Consider the following 15,629-nt stretch of genomic DNA (forward strand, 5'->3'; position numbering starts at 1 on the left):
TAGTCTGCACGACAACGGGGGGCGTCGAGCGCCCGTTCAACAAGGGAGGATGGTTATGAAGGGACCGATCATGCGGGCGCTGTCGGGCGTTGCCGCGATGGCGCTGGCGATTGGCGCCGCACCGCTGCTGGCTGAAGGGCCGACCGATGCGGATCTGATGAACGACGCGGCATCGACCGGCGACGTTCTGACCTATGGCATGGGGCCGCAGGCGCATCGTTTCAGCACGCTGAAGGCGATCGACACGAGCAATGTGTCCAAGCTGGTGCCGGCTTTCGCCGCCTCGCTGGGCGGAGAAAAGCAGCGCGGCCAGGAAGCGCAGCCGCTCGTCTATGACGGCACTATCTATGTGACGGGCAGCTATTCGCGCCTGTTCGCCTTCGACGCCCGCACAGGTGAGGAAAAATGGCAATATGACGCCCGCCTGCCCGACGGCATCATGCCCTGCTGCGACGTCGTCAATCGCGGTGCCGCCATCCATGGCGACAAGATCATCTTCGCCACGCTCGACGCGCGTCTGGTCGCGCTCAACCGCAACACCGGCAAGGTGATCTGGAACAAGCAGATCGCCGATTACAAGGAAGGCTACAGCGCCACCGCTGCGCCTCTGATCGTCAAGGGCATGGTCATCACCGGCAATTCGGGCGGCGAGTTCGGCGTCGTCGGCGCGGTGGAAGCCCGCGACGTGAACACGGGCGAGCTGATCTGGCATCGTCCCGTGATCGAAGGCCATATGGGCACGCTCAAGGGCAAGGATAACGGCATCACCGGCAAGCTCAACGCCACTTGGCAGGGCGACCTGTGGAAGAGCGGCGGCGGCGCGACCTGGCTTGGCGGGACCTATGACCCGGAAACCAACCTGCTCTTCTTCGGCACCGGCAACCCCGCGCCGTGGAACAGCCACCTGCGTCCCGGCGACAATCTCTACACCGCCTCCACGCTGGCGATCGACCCGGACACCGGGGTCATCAAATGGCATTTCCAGACCACGCCGCACGACGGCTGGGATTTCGACGGGGTGAATGAATTCATTCCCTTCGACGCCACCATCAACGGCAAGCCGATGAAGCTGGGCGCGAAGGCCGACCGCAACGGCTATTTCTTCGTGCTGGACCGCACCAACGGCAAGTTCATCAGCGCCAACAAGTTCGTCATGCAGACGACCTGGGCCAATGGCTTCAACAAGGCTGGCAAGCCCAATTACATCCCCGAAGGCCGTCCGCCCGCGCCCGGCGAGGGCAAGGGCAAGCCGGTCTTCGCCTCGCCCAGCTTCCTGGGCGGCAAGAACTGGATGCCGATGGCTTACAGCCAGGATACCGGCCTGTTCTACATCCCATCCAACGACTGGGGCATGGATATCTGGAACGAGCCCATCGCCTACAAGAAGGGTGCGGCCTATCTGGGCGCGGGCTTCACCATCAAGTCGATCGCGGAGGATCATATCGGCGCATTGCGGGCGATCGACCCCAAGACCGGCAAGATCGTGTGGGAATATAAGAACAAGGCGCCTTTGTGGGGCGGCGTTCTGACGACCGGCGGCAACCTCGTCTTCACGGGCACGCCCGAAGGTTTCCTCAAGGCGTTCGACGCCAAGACCGGCCAGGAATTGTGGAAGTTCCAGACCGGGTCGGGCGTGGTCGGATCACCTGTCACCTGGGAACAGGATGGCGAACAATATGTGGCGGTGATGTCCGGCTGGGGCGGCGCGGTGCCGCTGTGGGGCGGCGAAGTCGCCAAGTCGTTCAAGGACATCAACCAAGGCGGCGCCCTTTGGGTGTTCAAGCTGCCTAAATAAGGAACCAGGCAAATGATCGTCATGGGACGTGGATATTATGCGCAATCGGCCCCGGCCATCCCGCCCGGCGCATTGCGGCTTGCCACGTCCCATGATGTGTCCGATCATCATGGGCAGGGGCAGGATATGGGGCTTTATATGGGCGGGGAAGCGGTGATGGAGCGGGTGCTGATCATCGACGATCATCCCCTGGTGCGCGACGGGTTGCGCAGCGTGATCGCAATCAGTTTCGACAATATCGAGATTTTCGAAGCGGCCGGACTGGAAGAGGCCGTTGCCACGCTGGAAAAGCAGGATAATTTCGACCTGATCCTGCTCGACCTCAACATTCCCGACGTGCGCCGTCTGGACGGGCTCAAGCTGCTGCGCGATCGATTCCCGATCCTGCCGGTGGTGATGGTGTCGGGCGCGTTCGACCGCTCGATCGTGCAGGAGGCGCTGGCCGCCGGCGCCGCAGGCTTCATTCCCAAGTCGCTCAAGCGCAGCGCGATCGTGGAGGCTTTGCATCGCGTCGTGTCGGGCGAAATCTACCTGCCCGAAACGATGGGCGAGGGCGCGACGCCGTCAGCGGAGGAGGACGACATCGCCCGCCGCATCGACAGCCTGACGCCGCAGCAGAAGACGGTGCTGGGCCATCTGGTCAACGGTCGTCTCAACAAGCAGATCGCGCATGACCTCAACGTGTCGATGACCACGATCAAGGCGCATGTCTCGGCTATCCTCCAGAAGCTGGGCGTCTTGAGTCGCACCCAGGCGGTCATCAAAGCGAACCGGGTGCATTTCGGCGCGGATTGATGTCCTCTTCATGGTCCGCATTCGGCGAGCCGTCTGCTGTTCAAGCCGGGTTTGGACGGCTCCCTAAGCCTTTGCCGACAGCGCGCTCATTTCCTCCAGGTCCAGGTCGCGCTCCAGTTCGTGCAGCGTCTGTTCGTCGATGTCCCCGATCCGGTGCAGGCGCAGCAATTCGGCCCGTCCCGCCGCCACCGCCATCAGCACCAGATCGAAATGCGCATGAAGGATGTGCGCATGTTCCGCTTCCTGGCCTGCATAGGTGACCGACAACGTCGCATGGCGCTGGTATCGGTCGAGCAGGCGCGGATGCAGCAATGTGCCGTCGGCGTCATAGGCATGGGCCTCGACCACCCGGACCTGCGCCTGCGCCATGGCGGCTTCCGCCTCGCTCATGCTCAGACGCGCCCGGTCGCTCGCCGGTTCCTCCAGCTTCAGCAGCCGGATCACCGCACCCAGCGTGGTTCCCTGGATCAGCACGGTGCCGATGATGACCGCGAAGGCGGCGACGAGGATGAAGTCGCGGCCGGGAAAGCCCTCCGGCACACTCAGCGCCACTGCCAGCGTCACAACGCCGCGCATACCGGCCCAGCCCAGCACCACCGCCGATCGCGGACCAATCGGCGTGTAGCGGCGCACGCCCATCGCTCGCAGCAGGCGGGTGACGCCGTCGGACCCGAACACCCAGAGGAAGCGCGCGAGCGTCAGCGCGATCAGGATCGCCAGCACCGGCCCGGCCATTTGCGCCAGCACCAGTTGGAACCCGCCGACCCGGTCGATCACCCCGCGCAGCGAGGAACCGATCAGCAGGAAGACGAACGCCTCCATCAGGAAGATCATCACCGCCCAGAAGGCCGTGCCGTTCATCCGCACCGTGGCGGAAAACACGACATGTTGAAACCAGCCGCAGATGAGTCCCGTGGTGACCGTGGCGATCACCCCCGACACATGGACCGTCTCCGCCAACAGGTAGGACGCCCATGGCGCGAGGAGGGACGAAGCGATCATCAGATATTTGTCGTCCAGCCGCGGCGTCAGCCGGACCCAGGCCATGCCCACCGCCGCGCCGACCAGCGCGCCGCCGATCGCCAGCAGCGCAAAGCTTTCCAGCGCCTCCACCAAGCTGAACGCCCCGGTGACGCCCGCTGCGATCGCGAAGCGGAAGAGGACGAGGCCGCTGGCGTCGTTGAACAGGCTTTCGCCCTCCAGCAGGATGGACAGGCGACGGGGCAGGCGGACATGTTGCAGCACGGCGCGCGCCGAAACCGCATCCGGTGGCGAGACGATCGCACCCAGCGCCGCACAGGCGGCCCAGGGCAGGGACGGCACCAGCCAGTGGGTCACCACCGCCACAATCACCGTGGTGAAGACCACCGCGCCCACCGCCAGGGCGATGATGCCCAGCATGTGACGATGGAGGTGGCGCAGGGCGATGAACCAGGCGCCATCCATCAACAGTGGCGGCAGGAAGACGACCAGCACCAGTTCCGGATCGAGCGAGATGACCGGCAGGCCGGGCAGGAACGCAAAGAGCGCGCCGCCGGTCAGCAGCGCCACGGCGGGCGGGAGGCCTATCTTGTGCGCCGCATAATGCAACAGGATGATCGCCAGCAGCATGGCGACCAGCAATTCGAACAATTGCATCGGATGCATTGCGTCCCCCCTGCATCAGCTTCGCTTCCTCTAGTAGCGCCTGATCCCGGCAGGTCCAGAGGACTGCGCGGCCCCTATTTGAGCATGGTCCGCAGCAACGCCCGCAACTGGGCCGGCTTGACCGGCTTGTTGAGCAGCGGGATGCCATGCGCGTCGAGCCGCGCCTTCAACTCCTTGCCGCGATCGGCGGAAATCATGACGGCGGAAACCGGCATGGCGAAATGACCGCGCAGGCGGTCGAGCGCGACTTCGCCCGTTTCGCCGTCGTTGAGATGATAGTCGATCAGGATGATGTCCGGCGCCTCGCCGGGCGCAAACAGGCCGGTCGCTTCGGCGAAGCCGCCGGCGGTCCGCACGGTGCAGCCCCAGCCGCCCAGCAGCGTGCGCATCCCCGTCTGGATCGCCCGTTCATTGTCGATGACCAGCACGTCGAGACCGCGCATCGTGCGGTCGCGGCCGATCGTCTCCGACCCGTTGTCCAGGTCCGCTACCGGTTCGCCCAGCGGCAGCTCGATCGCAAAGGTCGATCCGCGGCCGGGCGCGGACTCCAGCGTCACGCGATGGCCCAGCATGTCGCTCGCCCGCTTGACGATGGCCAGGCCCAGCCCCTTGCCGCTGGTGCGGGTGTCGAGCCGGCGGAACTCCTCGAACACCAGCGCCTGCTTGTCGGCCGCGATGCCTGGACCGCTGTCGGTCACGCTCACGCGAATGGCCTGTTCGCCGACCAAGCAATCGACCCGTACCGATCCCTGCTGGGTATAACGCAGCGCGTTGGACAGGAAATTCTGCAGGATGCGCCGCACCAGTCGGATATCGGAGCGGACCCAGAGCGGTTCGTTCGCCATGTCCAGCATCAGCCCCGATGCGCGGGCGACGGGCGCGAATTCGACCCGCAACGTGCCCAGCAGCGTGTCGAGGCGGAAGTCGCCAATTTCCGGCTGGATCGCGCCGGCATCGAGCCGACTGATTTCCAGCAGCGCCTCCAGCAGATCCTCGACCGAATCGAGCGCGGTCGACGTCTGGTTGACCAGCGCGCGGGTGGGCAGCGCCAGCCGCCGATCGCCCAGCGCCGCGACGAAAAGCCGGGCGGCGTTCAACGGTTGCAACAGGTCATGGCTGGCGGCGGCGAGGAAGCTGGTCTTGGACAGGTTCGCCTTCTCCGCCGCCGTCTTGGCGTCCCGCAACTGCGCCTCGATCTCGCGCCGTTCGGCGACTTCGGCGCGCAGTTCGGCTGTGCGCTCGGCGACGCGACGCTCCAGCGTCTCGGCGGTTTCCTGCAGCCCGGCCTGCGCGCGCAGCATGTCGGTGACATCGGTGAAGCCGATCACCTGCCCGCCGCGCTCCAGCGCCGTGCTGCGGACTTCGAAATGACGATCCCCGGCCGCGACCAGCGCATGGCGGGCCGCGCCGGGCTGGTCGCCCCGCCAGTCCAGGCAGCCCCCGTCCGCCATGCCCAGCCGATCGCGGCACCAGCCGAGCAGCGCGCCATGGCTGGCGCCTTCCTGCGCCCAGTCGTCGGGCAGGTCGAGCACATGCTGCAACGCCTCGTTCCAGGCGGCGACCCGTCCTTGCGCATCGAACAGGCATACGCCTTCGGACAGATTGTCGAGCGTCGATTGCAGCACCAGATTGCGTTCGGCCAGTTCCAGCGCGCGGTTGCGGGCATCCTCCGCCTTCACTTCGGTAATATCGGTATAGATACCGACGATCCCGCCCTCGCTGGTGCGCAGTTCGTTGATCTGGACCCAGCGGTCATCCGCCAGCGCCTGGACATGGCCGCCATCGGCGACGCTGTGGCGCGCCAGCCGGTCGGACACCCAGCGGTCGGGCGCGACCACCGATCCGGGGGGGCGGTGATGCGCCGCGGCCAGCCGCGCGACATCCTCGAACGACATGCCTTCATGCAACTGATCGGCGATTTCGGGCCAGAAGCCCAGATAGGCGTCGTTGAACAGGACCAGCCGGTCTTCCGCATCGAACAGCACGAAGCCTTCGTTGATCGAATCGATCGCGTCGCGCAGCCGCACCTGCGCCGCTTCGGCGCTGGCATGGGCCTGGGCGAGGTCGGCATTGGCGGTGGCAAGCCTGCCCAGCGCGTCCTCCAGCTCGGTCGTCCGCTCGCGCACCATCGCTTCCAGCGTGATCGCGGTTTCGAACATCGAAAAGGCGTTGCCGGCCATGTCGCTGGACCGTTCCACCCGATCGATCAGCGCGGCGTTGATCTTGCGCAACTTGCGGTTGTCTTCGCGCAGTTGAGCCAGTTCCGCCTCGGTGGAAGCAAGGGTCGTTTCCGTCATCGCCCGATCGCCAGCCCACTGAACGTCTGGTTGACGTGCAGCGCATGATATTGCTCGCCATAGGTGTTGAAACCGATCACCCGATGGCGGCCATAGAGTTCGGACACGGCACGGCCGATCTGCCGCTGTTCCGCGTCGATGCGGTTGAGCACGCAATCGAAGGCGATGATCCGGTCGACCTGGCCGACATGGGCGCCGATGTCGGCGAACATCGTCTCCATCCCCGCGATCCGGTCGATCGGCTCGCCCACGGTCAGCACGATCCCCTCGTCGATCGCGCAATAGAAGGTCAGGCTGCCGTCCGGGTTGGCGCTCTGGATCGACCGGACATGATAGTCGCCGCCTGCGCGCACCATCGGCGGATGTGCGGCGTAGAAGGCCAGGCCCAGCGCTTCGCCGGCATGGCCCGCCAGCCGCAGATATTCCTGCGCCGCCGGTTCCGCGTTGATCTCGGTCACGATCCGGTCCTGCGGGATCGCGCCGGTCACGACCATCTTCGCCGCGCCGGGCCGATAATGCTGCGCCTTGAACACATGGATCGGGCGCGGCGTGGACAGGATCGCGATTACTGCGGCGCGCTTGTGAAAACGGCCGCCTTCGAAGATCGCGGTTTCGCGGAACGCCAGCCCGTCGCCCGACGATCCACCGATCAGGGGGATGTCGCCCAGCGCATCCTGGATCGTCATCGTCAGCAATTCTTCGCGGTGGGACAGGCCATCGACCAGGAACAGCGCGACATGATTGACCGCGTCGCCCAGCCGCCGGCTGTCGCGATCGGCGATGGCGGCGAGCGATCGGATCGCCTCCCGCGCGGCAACGGGATCGAATGCATCGATATCGTCGAAAATATGGGACGTCAGGTGGAAGGCGTCGGCCGGAAAACCGATCACGCTCAGGCTGTCCTCGTCATAGCCCGCCTCGGTCAGCTCGCCCGAGCTGGTGCAACCGATCGCGACGACATGTTCGCTATGCCGGTTGACCGCGCGGGCCAGTGCATCGCGATCGAAGCGGTGCGAGCAGAACAGCAGCATCCCGGCCAGCGGCGCATCGCCCAATTGCCGCGCGACGTCCGCCATCGCCGTCGCCGGATCGGGCGAATGGCTCGATGCGAAACCGATTTCCGACGCCAGCATGGTCATGTTCCTCTCCCCCATGGCCTCCCCTTTTCCGGGGGTTATGCACCGCGTCGCGTCCCAATGTCACGCCCGTCCTATGCCGTAACGGTGTCGCCCCGGGGCGGATCGCCCGCCGCTTCCAGCAGCGCATTTTCCGCGTCGTCGAAGATCCGTGATCGCACGATGAAGCGCACGCCTTCGGGGCTTTCCAGCGACATGCCCGCACCGCGTCCCGGCACGATGTCGATCATCACCTGGGTATGGCGCCAATAGTCGAACTGCGCCGCGCCGATCCACACCGGAATATCGCCCGCGACATGGCCCAGCAGCACATCCTGCCCGCCGACCTTGAACTCGCCGCGCGGGAAGCACATCGGCGCGGACCCGTCACAACATCCGCCCGACTGGTGGAACATCAGCGGCCCGTGCTTCTGCGTCAGGCTGTGTATCAGCGCTTCTGCATCTGGTGTCGCCAATATGCGTGGGGGCGGCCCGGTCATCCCGATCTCCTTTGAAAAGACGATGCGGCGGGCATCGGGGAAAGGATGCCCGCCGCCGTCGAAGGCATAATGGAGAGGAATCCGCCTTCGACGAACTGCCATCCCGATTAGAAGAAGCCCAGCGCCCTGGGGCTGTAGCTGACCAGCAAATTCTTGGTCTGCTGATAATGATCGAGCATCATCTTGTGGTTTTCACGCCCGATGCCCGACTGCTTGTAGCCGCCGAACGCCGCATGGGCGGGATAGGCGTGATAGCAGTTGGTCCATACTCGCCCGGCCTGGATGCCCCGGCCCATGCGATAGGCGCGGGTTCCATCGCGGGTCCATACGCCCGCGCCCAGCCCGTAGAGCGTGTCATTGGCGATGGCGAGCGCGTCGGCTTCGTCCTTGAAGGTGGTGACGGCCAGTACCGGGCCGAAAATCTCCTCCTGGAAGATGCGCATCTTGTTGTGGCCCTTCAGGACCGTGGGCGTCACATAATAGCCCTCGCTCAGTTCGCCATCCAGCGATGCGCGCGCGCCGCCGGTCAGCAGCTCAGCGCCTTCGTTCAGGCCGATCTCGATATAGGAGAGGATCTTCTCCAACTGGTCGTTCGACGCCTGCGCGCCGATCATGGTGCTGGGGTCGAGCGGGCTGCCCTGCTTGATCGCCTTCACCCGCGCGATGGCCCGTTCGATGAACTTTTCGTAGATCGATTCCTGGATCAGCGCGCGGCTGGGGCAGGTGCAGACTTCGCCCTGGTTGAGAGCGAACATGGCGAAGCCTTCGAGGCATTTGTCGAAATAATCGTCGTCGGCGTCCATCACGTCGGCGAAGAAGATATTGGGCGACTTGCCGCCCAGCTCCAGCGTGACGGGGATCAGGTTCTCCGAGGCATATTGCATGATGAGGCGGCCGGTCGTCGTTTCGCCGGTGAAGGCGATCTTGCTGATCCGCTTGTTGCTGGCGAGCGGCTTGCCCGCCTCCACGCCAAAGCCGTTGACGACGTTCAGCACGCCGGGCGGCAGCAGGTCGCCGATCACCTCGAGCAGCACCAGGATCGACATCGGCGTCTGTTCGGCGGGCTTGAGCACGATGCAGTTGCCCGCCGCCAGTGCCGGGGCGAGTTTCCATACCGCCATCAGGATCGGGAAGTTCCAGGGGATGATCTGGCCGACCACGCCCAGCGGCTCGTGGAAATGATAGGCGATCGTGTCATGGTCGATCTCGCTGATCGACCCTTCCTGCGCGCGGACGCAGCCCGCGAAATAGCGGAAATGGTCGATGGCGAGCGGGATGTCGGCATGGGTCGTCTCGCGAATCGGCTTGCCGTTGTCGATCGTCTCGGCCATCGCGATGAGGTCGAGATTGGCCTCCATCCGGTCGGCGATCTTGAGCAGGATGTTGGACCGCTCGGTGGAGGACGTCTTGCCCCAGTCCTTCTTCGCCTTGTGCGCGGCGTCCAGCGCCAGCTCGATATCGCCGGCGGTGCCGCGCGCGATCCTGCCGACGACCTGGCCGGTGACGGGCGAGATATTGTCGAAATAGCCGCCCTGCACCGGCGCGACCCACGCGCCGCCGATATAATTGTCATATTGGTCGCGGATCAGCGTCTTTCCCGTGAAACGCTCCATCGCCTGTTGCAGCATGTGTCTACTCCCGATTGCTATGCGTAAAAATTGAAAAGCTGCGCGGCTCTTATTTCACCTTGGCCAGCGCCGCGCTCATGCGCTTGGCGGCGAAGGGCGGCAGCTTGACCGCCCTGGCGGCGGCGATGTCCGCCGGCGTCACCTTGCCCACCTGCACCAGCGCGACCATGCCCATCGAATAATGCGGCATGCATTTGATGCCGTAGAGACCGGGCTTGGTGACGGTCAGCACCGCTTCCTTGTTCATCGCGCCCTTCATCGGCGTCGCGCCGGCGGGCAGCATCGTCGCCATGGTTTCGGCATTATGGCTGGCGTCGGACGGCTGGAAGCGGATCGTGTCGCCGGGCGCGGCCTTCACATAGCTGGGCTCGAACACCATCGCGCCGTCGGCGCCCTGATTCTTCATATGGACGACGATGTCCTTGGCCGTAGCGGGCAGCGAAAAGGCCAGGACGGCGGCGGTCAGCAAGCAGGCCGGGATGCGCAGGTCAGTCAAATCACTCTCCATGGAATCGGACGGCTTTCTCTGCCGGATTGCATGGAGAGTGCGGCCACAGGGGCCGCGCGCACAATTGACCTTTGGTCCTATGGCATGATGCCGCCGTCCGGTTCGATGCGGGAAAGCGGCCTTTTCATGTCGCTCCAGCCATCCGTACCCTCCGCCAGCCACCAGACATTGCCGTAGCCCGCAGCGCGCAACCGCCTGGCCGCATTCCATCCCATCCAGCAATCGGCGCGGCAGAAGAGGATCAGCATCGCGTCGCGGCGCCCGTGCGTCAGGCGGGCGACCCTTTGTGCGAACCATGGGCCGATCCCCGGCGCCAGATCGCCGCGCCCGGTTTCGGGAAACCAGTGCGCGCCGGGGATGGATGCGTGCGGCTCGGCCAGCCGCCAGCGCCCGTCCGCCTCACGATGCCCGCCCTCGGCCGGCAGCACGTCGATGAACAGCGCGTCGCGTCCCGGCACCAGTTGCGCCGCGGCGGTCGGGGCGATCCGGCCGACGCCGGCCGGCGCCTGCCGGACCGGCGCGCGATAATGGGCGATGCGATAGCCGGCCGGATTGAACAAAGGCGGCTGCGCGACCGCCGGCGACGCGATCAGCAGGGCGGGGATGAGGAAGCGGCGCATGATCGTCTCCGGGTGACCCAAGGGCCAATGGTAACCGACGCGGGAGGAGAATAGACCCCGGCTTAAGGGAGAAGGACAGTGCGAAGGCAGGCAAGCCTTTGGGTCGCGCTCGCCCTGGCATGGGTCGCGGCCGATGCCGGGGCGACAGCGCCTCAGCGAACCCCCGAACGAACTGGGGCCGATCCGCTGGGGTCGCCGATGTGGGACGCCCATGCCCGCACCCTGTTCGGCGACGATCCGGTGCGGTTCGATCCGCGCGTGCAGGTCGATTTCCCGATGATCGCGGAAAATCAGCGCGCCTTTCCGGTGGTGATCGACGCGCGCGCTATAGCGGGCGTGACCCGCATGGTGCTGCTGGTCGATCTCAATCCCATTCCCATCGCCATCGACTATCGCCCCCTCCACGCCGCCGCCTATGTCGCAACCCGCATCAAGCTCGACCAGCGCACCCCGGTACGCGGCGCGGTGCAACTGGCCAGCGGGCAATGGCTGGTGTCGGGCGGATGGGTCGATGCGGCGGGCGGCGGTTGCTCTGCGCCGCCGGTCAGCCGGGTCAGGGGCGACTGGGCCGACCATCTGGGCGAGATACGCGGCGAAGCCTGGCCGATGGCGGACGGGCGCAGCCGGGTGCGGCTCAATTTCCGCCATCCGATGGATACCGGCTTCGTCGCCAATATCGCCACCTATCATCTCGAAGCGCTGCGCGTGAAGGGCGCGGATGGACGGACGCTGGGCGAGATGGAGATATGGGCGGCGGTGGCCGAAGATCCGGCGATCACGCTGATGGTCGATGGCGGGGCCGGGGAGGCGCTGCGGGTCGAGGCGCGGGACACCAACGGGCGCGACTATCGCGCGGCGCTGTCCGTGGCGCGGCAATCACCTGTTCCAGCGCCGATGCCGGGCGGCCGATGACCCTGTCGCGGCGATCGCTGCTCGGTGGCGTGGTGGCGCTGGCGTCGGTCCCTGCGCGCGCGGCCGGCTATGCCATCACCCCCGAAGCGATCGGTGACGGCGTCTGGCTGGTGCGCGGGGCGGACGAGCCGATCGAGGCGGGCAATGGCGGCGCCATCGCCAATATCGCGATCATCGCCACGCCGGCCGGGACGGTGCTGTGGGATTGCGGCCCTTCCGTCCGCTACGCCCGATCGCTACAGCAAGTGGCAGAGCAACTGGCCGGCAAACCGGTGGTGCGACTCTATGTCAGCCATCTCCATCCCGATCATGGATTGGGCCTTGCCGCCTTCGATCCGTCCATCGTCGCGGCGCTGCCCGGCACGATCGAGGCGCTGCGGGCGGAGGGGCAGGGCTATGCCGACGGCATGTACCGCCTGCTGGGCGACTGGATGCGTGGCACCGACCTTGTCCTGCCGGGCAAGGCGATCGCGCAACAGGAGGAGGATTTTGGCGGTCGGACGCTGCAGCTACTGGCGCTGTCGGGGCATAGTGGCGCCGATCTGGCCTTGCTCGATCCGCAGACCGGCCTGCTGCTGGGGGGCGACCTGGTCTTTCACGACCGCGCGCCCAGTACCCCGACCGCCGACCTTGCCGCATGGCGGGCCAGCATCGACCGGTTGAAGGCGCTGCCCCATGGCGGCGTGGTGCCCGGCCATGGCCCGTTCGATCCGGGCGGCACGACGGCGATCGACCAGACGCGCGACTGGATCGACTGGCTGGAAGCGACGCTGACCCAGGCGGTGCGGGGCGGGCTGGACATGGTCGAGGCGGGCGAGCTGCCCATTCCCGATCGGTTCGCGACCATGGCGGCGGGGCGCTACGAATTGCAGCGCAGCGTGTCGCACCTCTATCCGGGGCTGGAGGCGACGCTGCTGCCGCGGGTGGATGTGCCGTGAATGCAACAGCAAGTTGGACAGTTGTGGCAGATTCCTCAAATTCAAGCCGTTGTTAAATAAAGATTTTTAGGAAGTCACGCGCTGGATTTGAACGCATGACTTCCTATTTTCCTTTATAAACAATCGCTTATGAGAATCCGTAAGCGCCGTAACGTGGACATTCCGGGCGGGAGGATCAGTCGACGCCCTGGATGATGAAGGTCTGATAGTCGCCGCTGGCGAGCCGGTGCGTCAGCGCTTCCTGATAGGCGGGGCTGTCATACCAGGCCTCGGCTTCCTCGAAGGTCGGGAAGGCGATGATGACCGCGCTCTCTGTCGCCGGCCCATCGGTGGCGCGGGTCTTGCCATAGACGGCGAGCGGCGTGATCGCATGGCCCGCCATGGATTTACCGGCCAGCGCGCCATAGGTGGCGAAGGTGTCGGGGTCGGAAATGCTGTTGCGGACGGCGACGAAATAGGCGGTCATGCTCTTTCTCTCCTGATGTTAGATGGTCAGAATAGCGCCTTCACGCCGACTTGCCAGCGGCGCGGCGCGCCCGGCCCATAAGCGCGCGGGTTGGATGCGCCGGGCGCCTCCTCCAGTTGGATCTCATCCACTTCGCTGAAGGTGCCGAAGGTCGCGTAGCGGCAGCCCAGCGCATTGGTGAGCGTGCCGAACAGGCTGATGCCCTTCACCAGGGTCAGGCTCGCGCGCAGGTTGACGAGCGCATAGCCGCCCAGTTTGGGTTCGTCATTGCCCTCATCGCCGACCAGATATTGTCCCGATCGCGCGATGATATCGCCGCCCACGGACCAGCCGTTCCCCGCATAATCGAGGTTCAGCGTGGCGCTGTGCCGGGGGATGCCGGGCAGCCGGTCGCCGCGCACGACTTCGATCAGTCCTTCTTCGTCCGCCGACGGGTTGGCGGGGCTGGAAAGAGTCAGTGGCGCGCGATAGGTGGCGTCGGTGAAGGCGTAGCTCAGCCCCGCGCTGAACCCGCCCCGGCTGGCGCGCAAGGTCGCTTCCACCCCCTGCCGCCGCGTGCTGCCGATATTGCGGAAATAGGCGCGGCCGCGAATCTCCGACGCGACATATTGGATGTCGTTGCGATTGTCGGTGCGCCACGCGGACAGCAGCCAGTCGATGGTGAAGCCGCCCGCCTGGGCATGGCCCTTTGCGCCCGCCTCCCAGCTTTTGGCGACCACCTGCTTCAACGGCGGATCGGCGACGAAGAAGTTGGTCAGGCTGCATGGCGCATTTTCGTCGGCGCAGGACAGTTCGGCCGGCGTCGGCACGCGGTTGCTTTCCGCATAGCCCGCGCGCAGCGTCAGTCCGTCCGACAGCCTATAGTCGAACTCGATGCCGGGATTGACCCGCTCAAACCGATGGCGGCCGTTCAGCGCCGTGCCGATCTGGTCCAGCATCACGATGCGCGCATGATTGTAGCGCAGCGCGACTTCCGCCGACAGGCGCGCCGTGATCGGCAAGCGGTCCTGCACGAATGCGCCCCAATAGTCGGCATGGGCGATCAGGCCGACCGGCGCGATGGCGCCATCCGGCTGCACGATGATCGACCCCAGCCCCTCGACGCTGCGATCGTCGGTCAGCGCCCCCAACTCGGTCGCGGTGTCGAAGCGGGTCCGGCCGGTGTCGTAGCTGAAGCCGAGCGCGAAGACATTCTCGCCCGCGCCGATCGCGCGCGTGTCGATCAGCTGCACCAGCGCGCCCATCGCCCGCGTCGCCGTGCGCCCGCGGTTGAGCACGCCATAGCCCTCGCCGCCCAGCATATCGATGATGGCATTGCCATCGGCGTCGGTCAGGACGGCTTGTTCTTCCTCCTCGTCATCGCCCCCGACCGTTTCCAGGCAGACGAAACCGGCATCGTCGTCATCCTCGCAGCCCTCGATATCGGCGGCATCGCCATTGACGGTGCGCAGGGTGAGTTTTTGCGCATAGAGCGTGGCTTCGATCCGGGTCGTATCGGACAGCGCGACCCAGGGGTGCAGGCTGACCCGGCCATAGCGGCTGCGGCTGTTATCGGGCCAGGTGAAGACCGCGCGCCGATCCGCCGCCAGCAACTCCACCGGCGACACGCCATTGCCGGTCAGGTCGGTGTTCGCGCCCACAAGCTTCAGGTGCAGGCCGCCGGTCGCCGTGTCGAAGCCGACATCGGCATAGCCATTATAGAGGGTGGAGGGCGAATGATCGCGCCAGCCATCGTCGCGCCTATATTGGAAGGCGCCGAATGCGCTCCAGTCGCCCCAGGCCGTGCCGCCCGCCACGCTCGCCTCGGTCGTGCCGAAGCGGCCGTGCGACAGGCTGGCTTCCAGCCCCGGATCGCTTAGCCCCGTCTTCGTGTCGATGACCAGCGCCCCGCCCAGGGCATTGAGGCCATAGACGGCGCTCTTGTCGAGCAGGCTGACGCCCCGGATCGCGGCTTCGGGGAGCAGGTCGAACTGCACCGTATCCCCGAAGGGCTGGTTGAAGCGCGCACCGTCCAGATAGACGGCAATGCCCTGCGCCTGCCCCTGGAGCGGGGACGCGACGAAGCCGCGATAGACGAGATTGGGCTGCCAGGGGTTGTTCTGCGCATCCTGCAAGGTGACGCCGGCGAAATTGCGGGTCAGCGCGCCGAGGAAATCGGGACTGCCGGTCCTGCCGATGTCGGGGGCGCTCAGCGTGAGTGCGTCGTCCAGATCGACCGCGCCGCCGGGTGCGGTGACGATGATCGGCTGGCGCACGGCGTCCCCGGCATCGGGCGCCTGCGCCAACGCCGATCCGGCTCCGATCAACGCGCTTCCCGCCAACAGCGCCGCCATCACCCTCACGCCCATCCTCCCGTCTTTTATCGCGGGGAGGCTAGGGGGCGGCGGCGCGGCGCTCCATTATACCTT

General features: G+C 65.9%; 13 protein-coding genes. 4 read left to right on the forward strand and 9 right to left on the reverse strand.

Features of this window, described 5'->3' with window-relative positions; genetic code table 11:
- Positions 1-55: 55 nt before the first annotated feature.
- Both ABT375_RS13435 and ABT375_RS13440 read left to right on the forward strand, forming a co-directional pair.
- Positions 56-1,795, forward strand: a complete 1,740-nt coding sequence (locus tag ABT375_RS13435) for a methanol/ethanol family PQQ-dependent dehydrogenase (protein ID WP_416462923.1) — start codon at positions 56-58, stop codon at positions 1,793-1,795.
- Between the two features lie 12 nt (positions 1,796-1,807).
- Positions 1,808-2,590 (forward strand): response regulator, encoded by a 783-nt coding sequence (locus ABT375_RS13440; protein WP_224548943.1) that lies wholly within the window; start codon positions 1,808-1,810, stop codon positions 2,588-2,590.
- Between the two features lie 63 nt (positions 2,591-2,653).
- Here the strand turns inward: ABT375_RS13440 and ABT375_RS13445 are convergent, their stop codons facing one another.
- The 7 genes from ABT375_RS13445 to ABT375_RS13475 form a co-directional block, all read right to left on the reverse strand.
- Positions 2,654-4,237 carry a Na+/H+ antiporter gene (locus ABT375_RS13445; RefSeq protein ID WP_416462924.1) on the reverse strand — a complete coding sequence of 528 codons (1,584 nt, stop codon included), beginning with the start codon at positions 4,235-4,237 and terminating at the stop codon, positions 2,654-2,656.
- A gap of 74 nt (positions 4,238-4,311) precedes the next feature.
- Positions 4,312-6,534, reverse strand: a complete 2,223-nt coding sequence (locus ABT375_RS13450; RefSeq protein WP_416462925.1) for a NahK/ErcS family hybrid sensor histidine kinase/response regulator — start codon at positions 6,532-6,534, stop codon at positions 4,312-4,314.
- Positions 6,531-7,673 (reverse strand): FIST N-terminal domain-containing protein, encoded by a 1,143-nt coding sequence (locus ABT375_RS13455; protein WP_224548940.1) that lies wholly within the window; start codon positions 7,671-7,673, stop codon positions 6,531-6,533. Before ABT375_RS13455 ends, ABT375_RS13450 begins: the two co-directional genes overlap by 4 nt.
- 71 nt (positions 7,674-7,744) lie before the next feature.
- Positions 7,745-8,149 carry a DUF779 domain-containing protein gene (locus ABT375_RS13460; protein ID WP_416462926.1) on the reverse strand — a complete coding sequence of 135 codons (405 nt, stop codon included), beginning with the start codon at positions 8,147-8,149 and terminating at the stop codon, positions 7,745-7,747.
- Between the two features lie 107 nt (positions 8,150-8,256).
- A complete protein-coding gene (gene adh, locus ABT375_RS13465) occupies positions 8,257-9,777 on the reverse strand; it encodes an aldehyde dehydrogenase (protein WP_416462927.1) in 1,521 nt (506 codons plus the stop codon).
- A 49-nt stretch (positions 9,778-9,826) separates the two neighbouring features.
- Positions 9,827-10,273, reverse strand: coding sequence for a pseudoazurin (locus tag ABT375_RS13470; RefSeq protein ID WP_416462928.1), 447 nt, complete (start codon positions 10,271-10,273; stop codon positions 9,827-9,829).
- Between the two features lie 89 nt (positions 10,274-10,362).
- The gene (locus ABT375_RS13475; RefSeq protein ID WP_416462929.1) at positions 10,363-10,905 is read right to left on the reverse strand and encodes a rhodanese-like domain-containing protein; all 543 of its coding nucleotides are present in this window, start codon (positions 10,903-10,905) and stop codon (positions 10,363-10,365) included.
- Between the two features lie 78 nt (positions 10,906-10,983).
- Here ABT375_RS13475 and ABT375_RS13480 point away from each other — a divergent pair, with 78 nt between their 5' ends.
- Positions 10,984-11,817 (forward strand): quinoprotein dehydrogenase-associated SoxYZ-like carrier, encoded by an 834-nt coding sequence (locus ABT375_RS13480; protein WP_261935763.1) that lies wholly within the window; start codon positions 10,984-10,986, stop codon positions 11,815-11,817.
- The gene (locus tag ABT375_RS13485) at positions 11,814-12,755 is read left to right on the forward strand and encodes a quinoprotein relay system zinc metallohydrolase 1 (RefSeq protein WP_416462930.1); all 942 of its coding nucleotides are present in this window, start codon (positions 11,814-11,816) and stop codon (positions 12,753-12,755) included. The genes ABT375_RS13480 and ABT375_RS13485 overlap by 4 nt, the downstream gene beginning before the upstream one ends.
- 175 nt (positions 12,756-12,930) lie before the next feature.
- Here the strand turns inward: ABT375_RS13485 and ABT375_RS13490 are convergent, their stop codons facing one another.
- A complete protein-coding gene (locus tag ABT375_RS13490; protein ID WP_416462931.1) occupies positions 12,931-13,221 on the reverse strand; it encodes a DUF1330 domain-containing protein in 291 nt (96 codons plus the stop codon).
- Positions 13,222-13,247: 26 nt separating this feature from the next.
- Positions 13,248-15,569: a TonB-dependent receptor gene (locus tag ABT375_RS13495; RefSeq protein WP_416462932.1), complete on the reverse strand. Its 2,322-nt coding sequence runs from the start codon at positions 15,567-15,569 to the stop codon at positions 13,248-13,250.
- Between the last annotated feature and the right edge of the window lie 60 nt (positions 15,570-15,629).

Source organism: Sphingomonas sp. VDB2 (assembly GCF_047946695.1).
Lineage (GTDB): Bacteria > Pseudomonadota > Alphaproteobacteria > Sphingomonadales > Sphingomonadaceae > Sphingobium > Sphingobium bisphenolicum.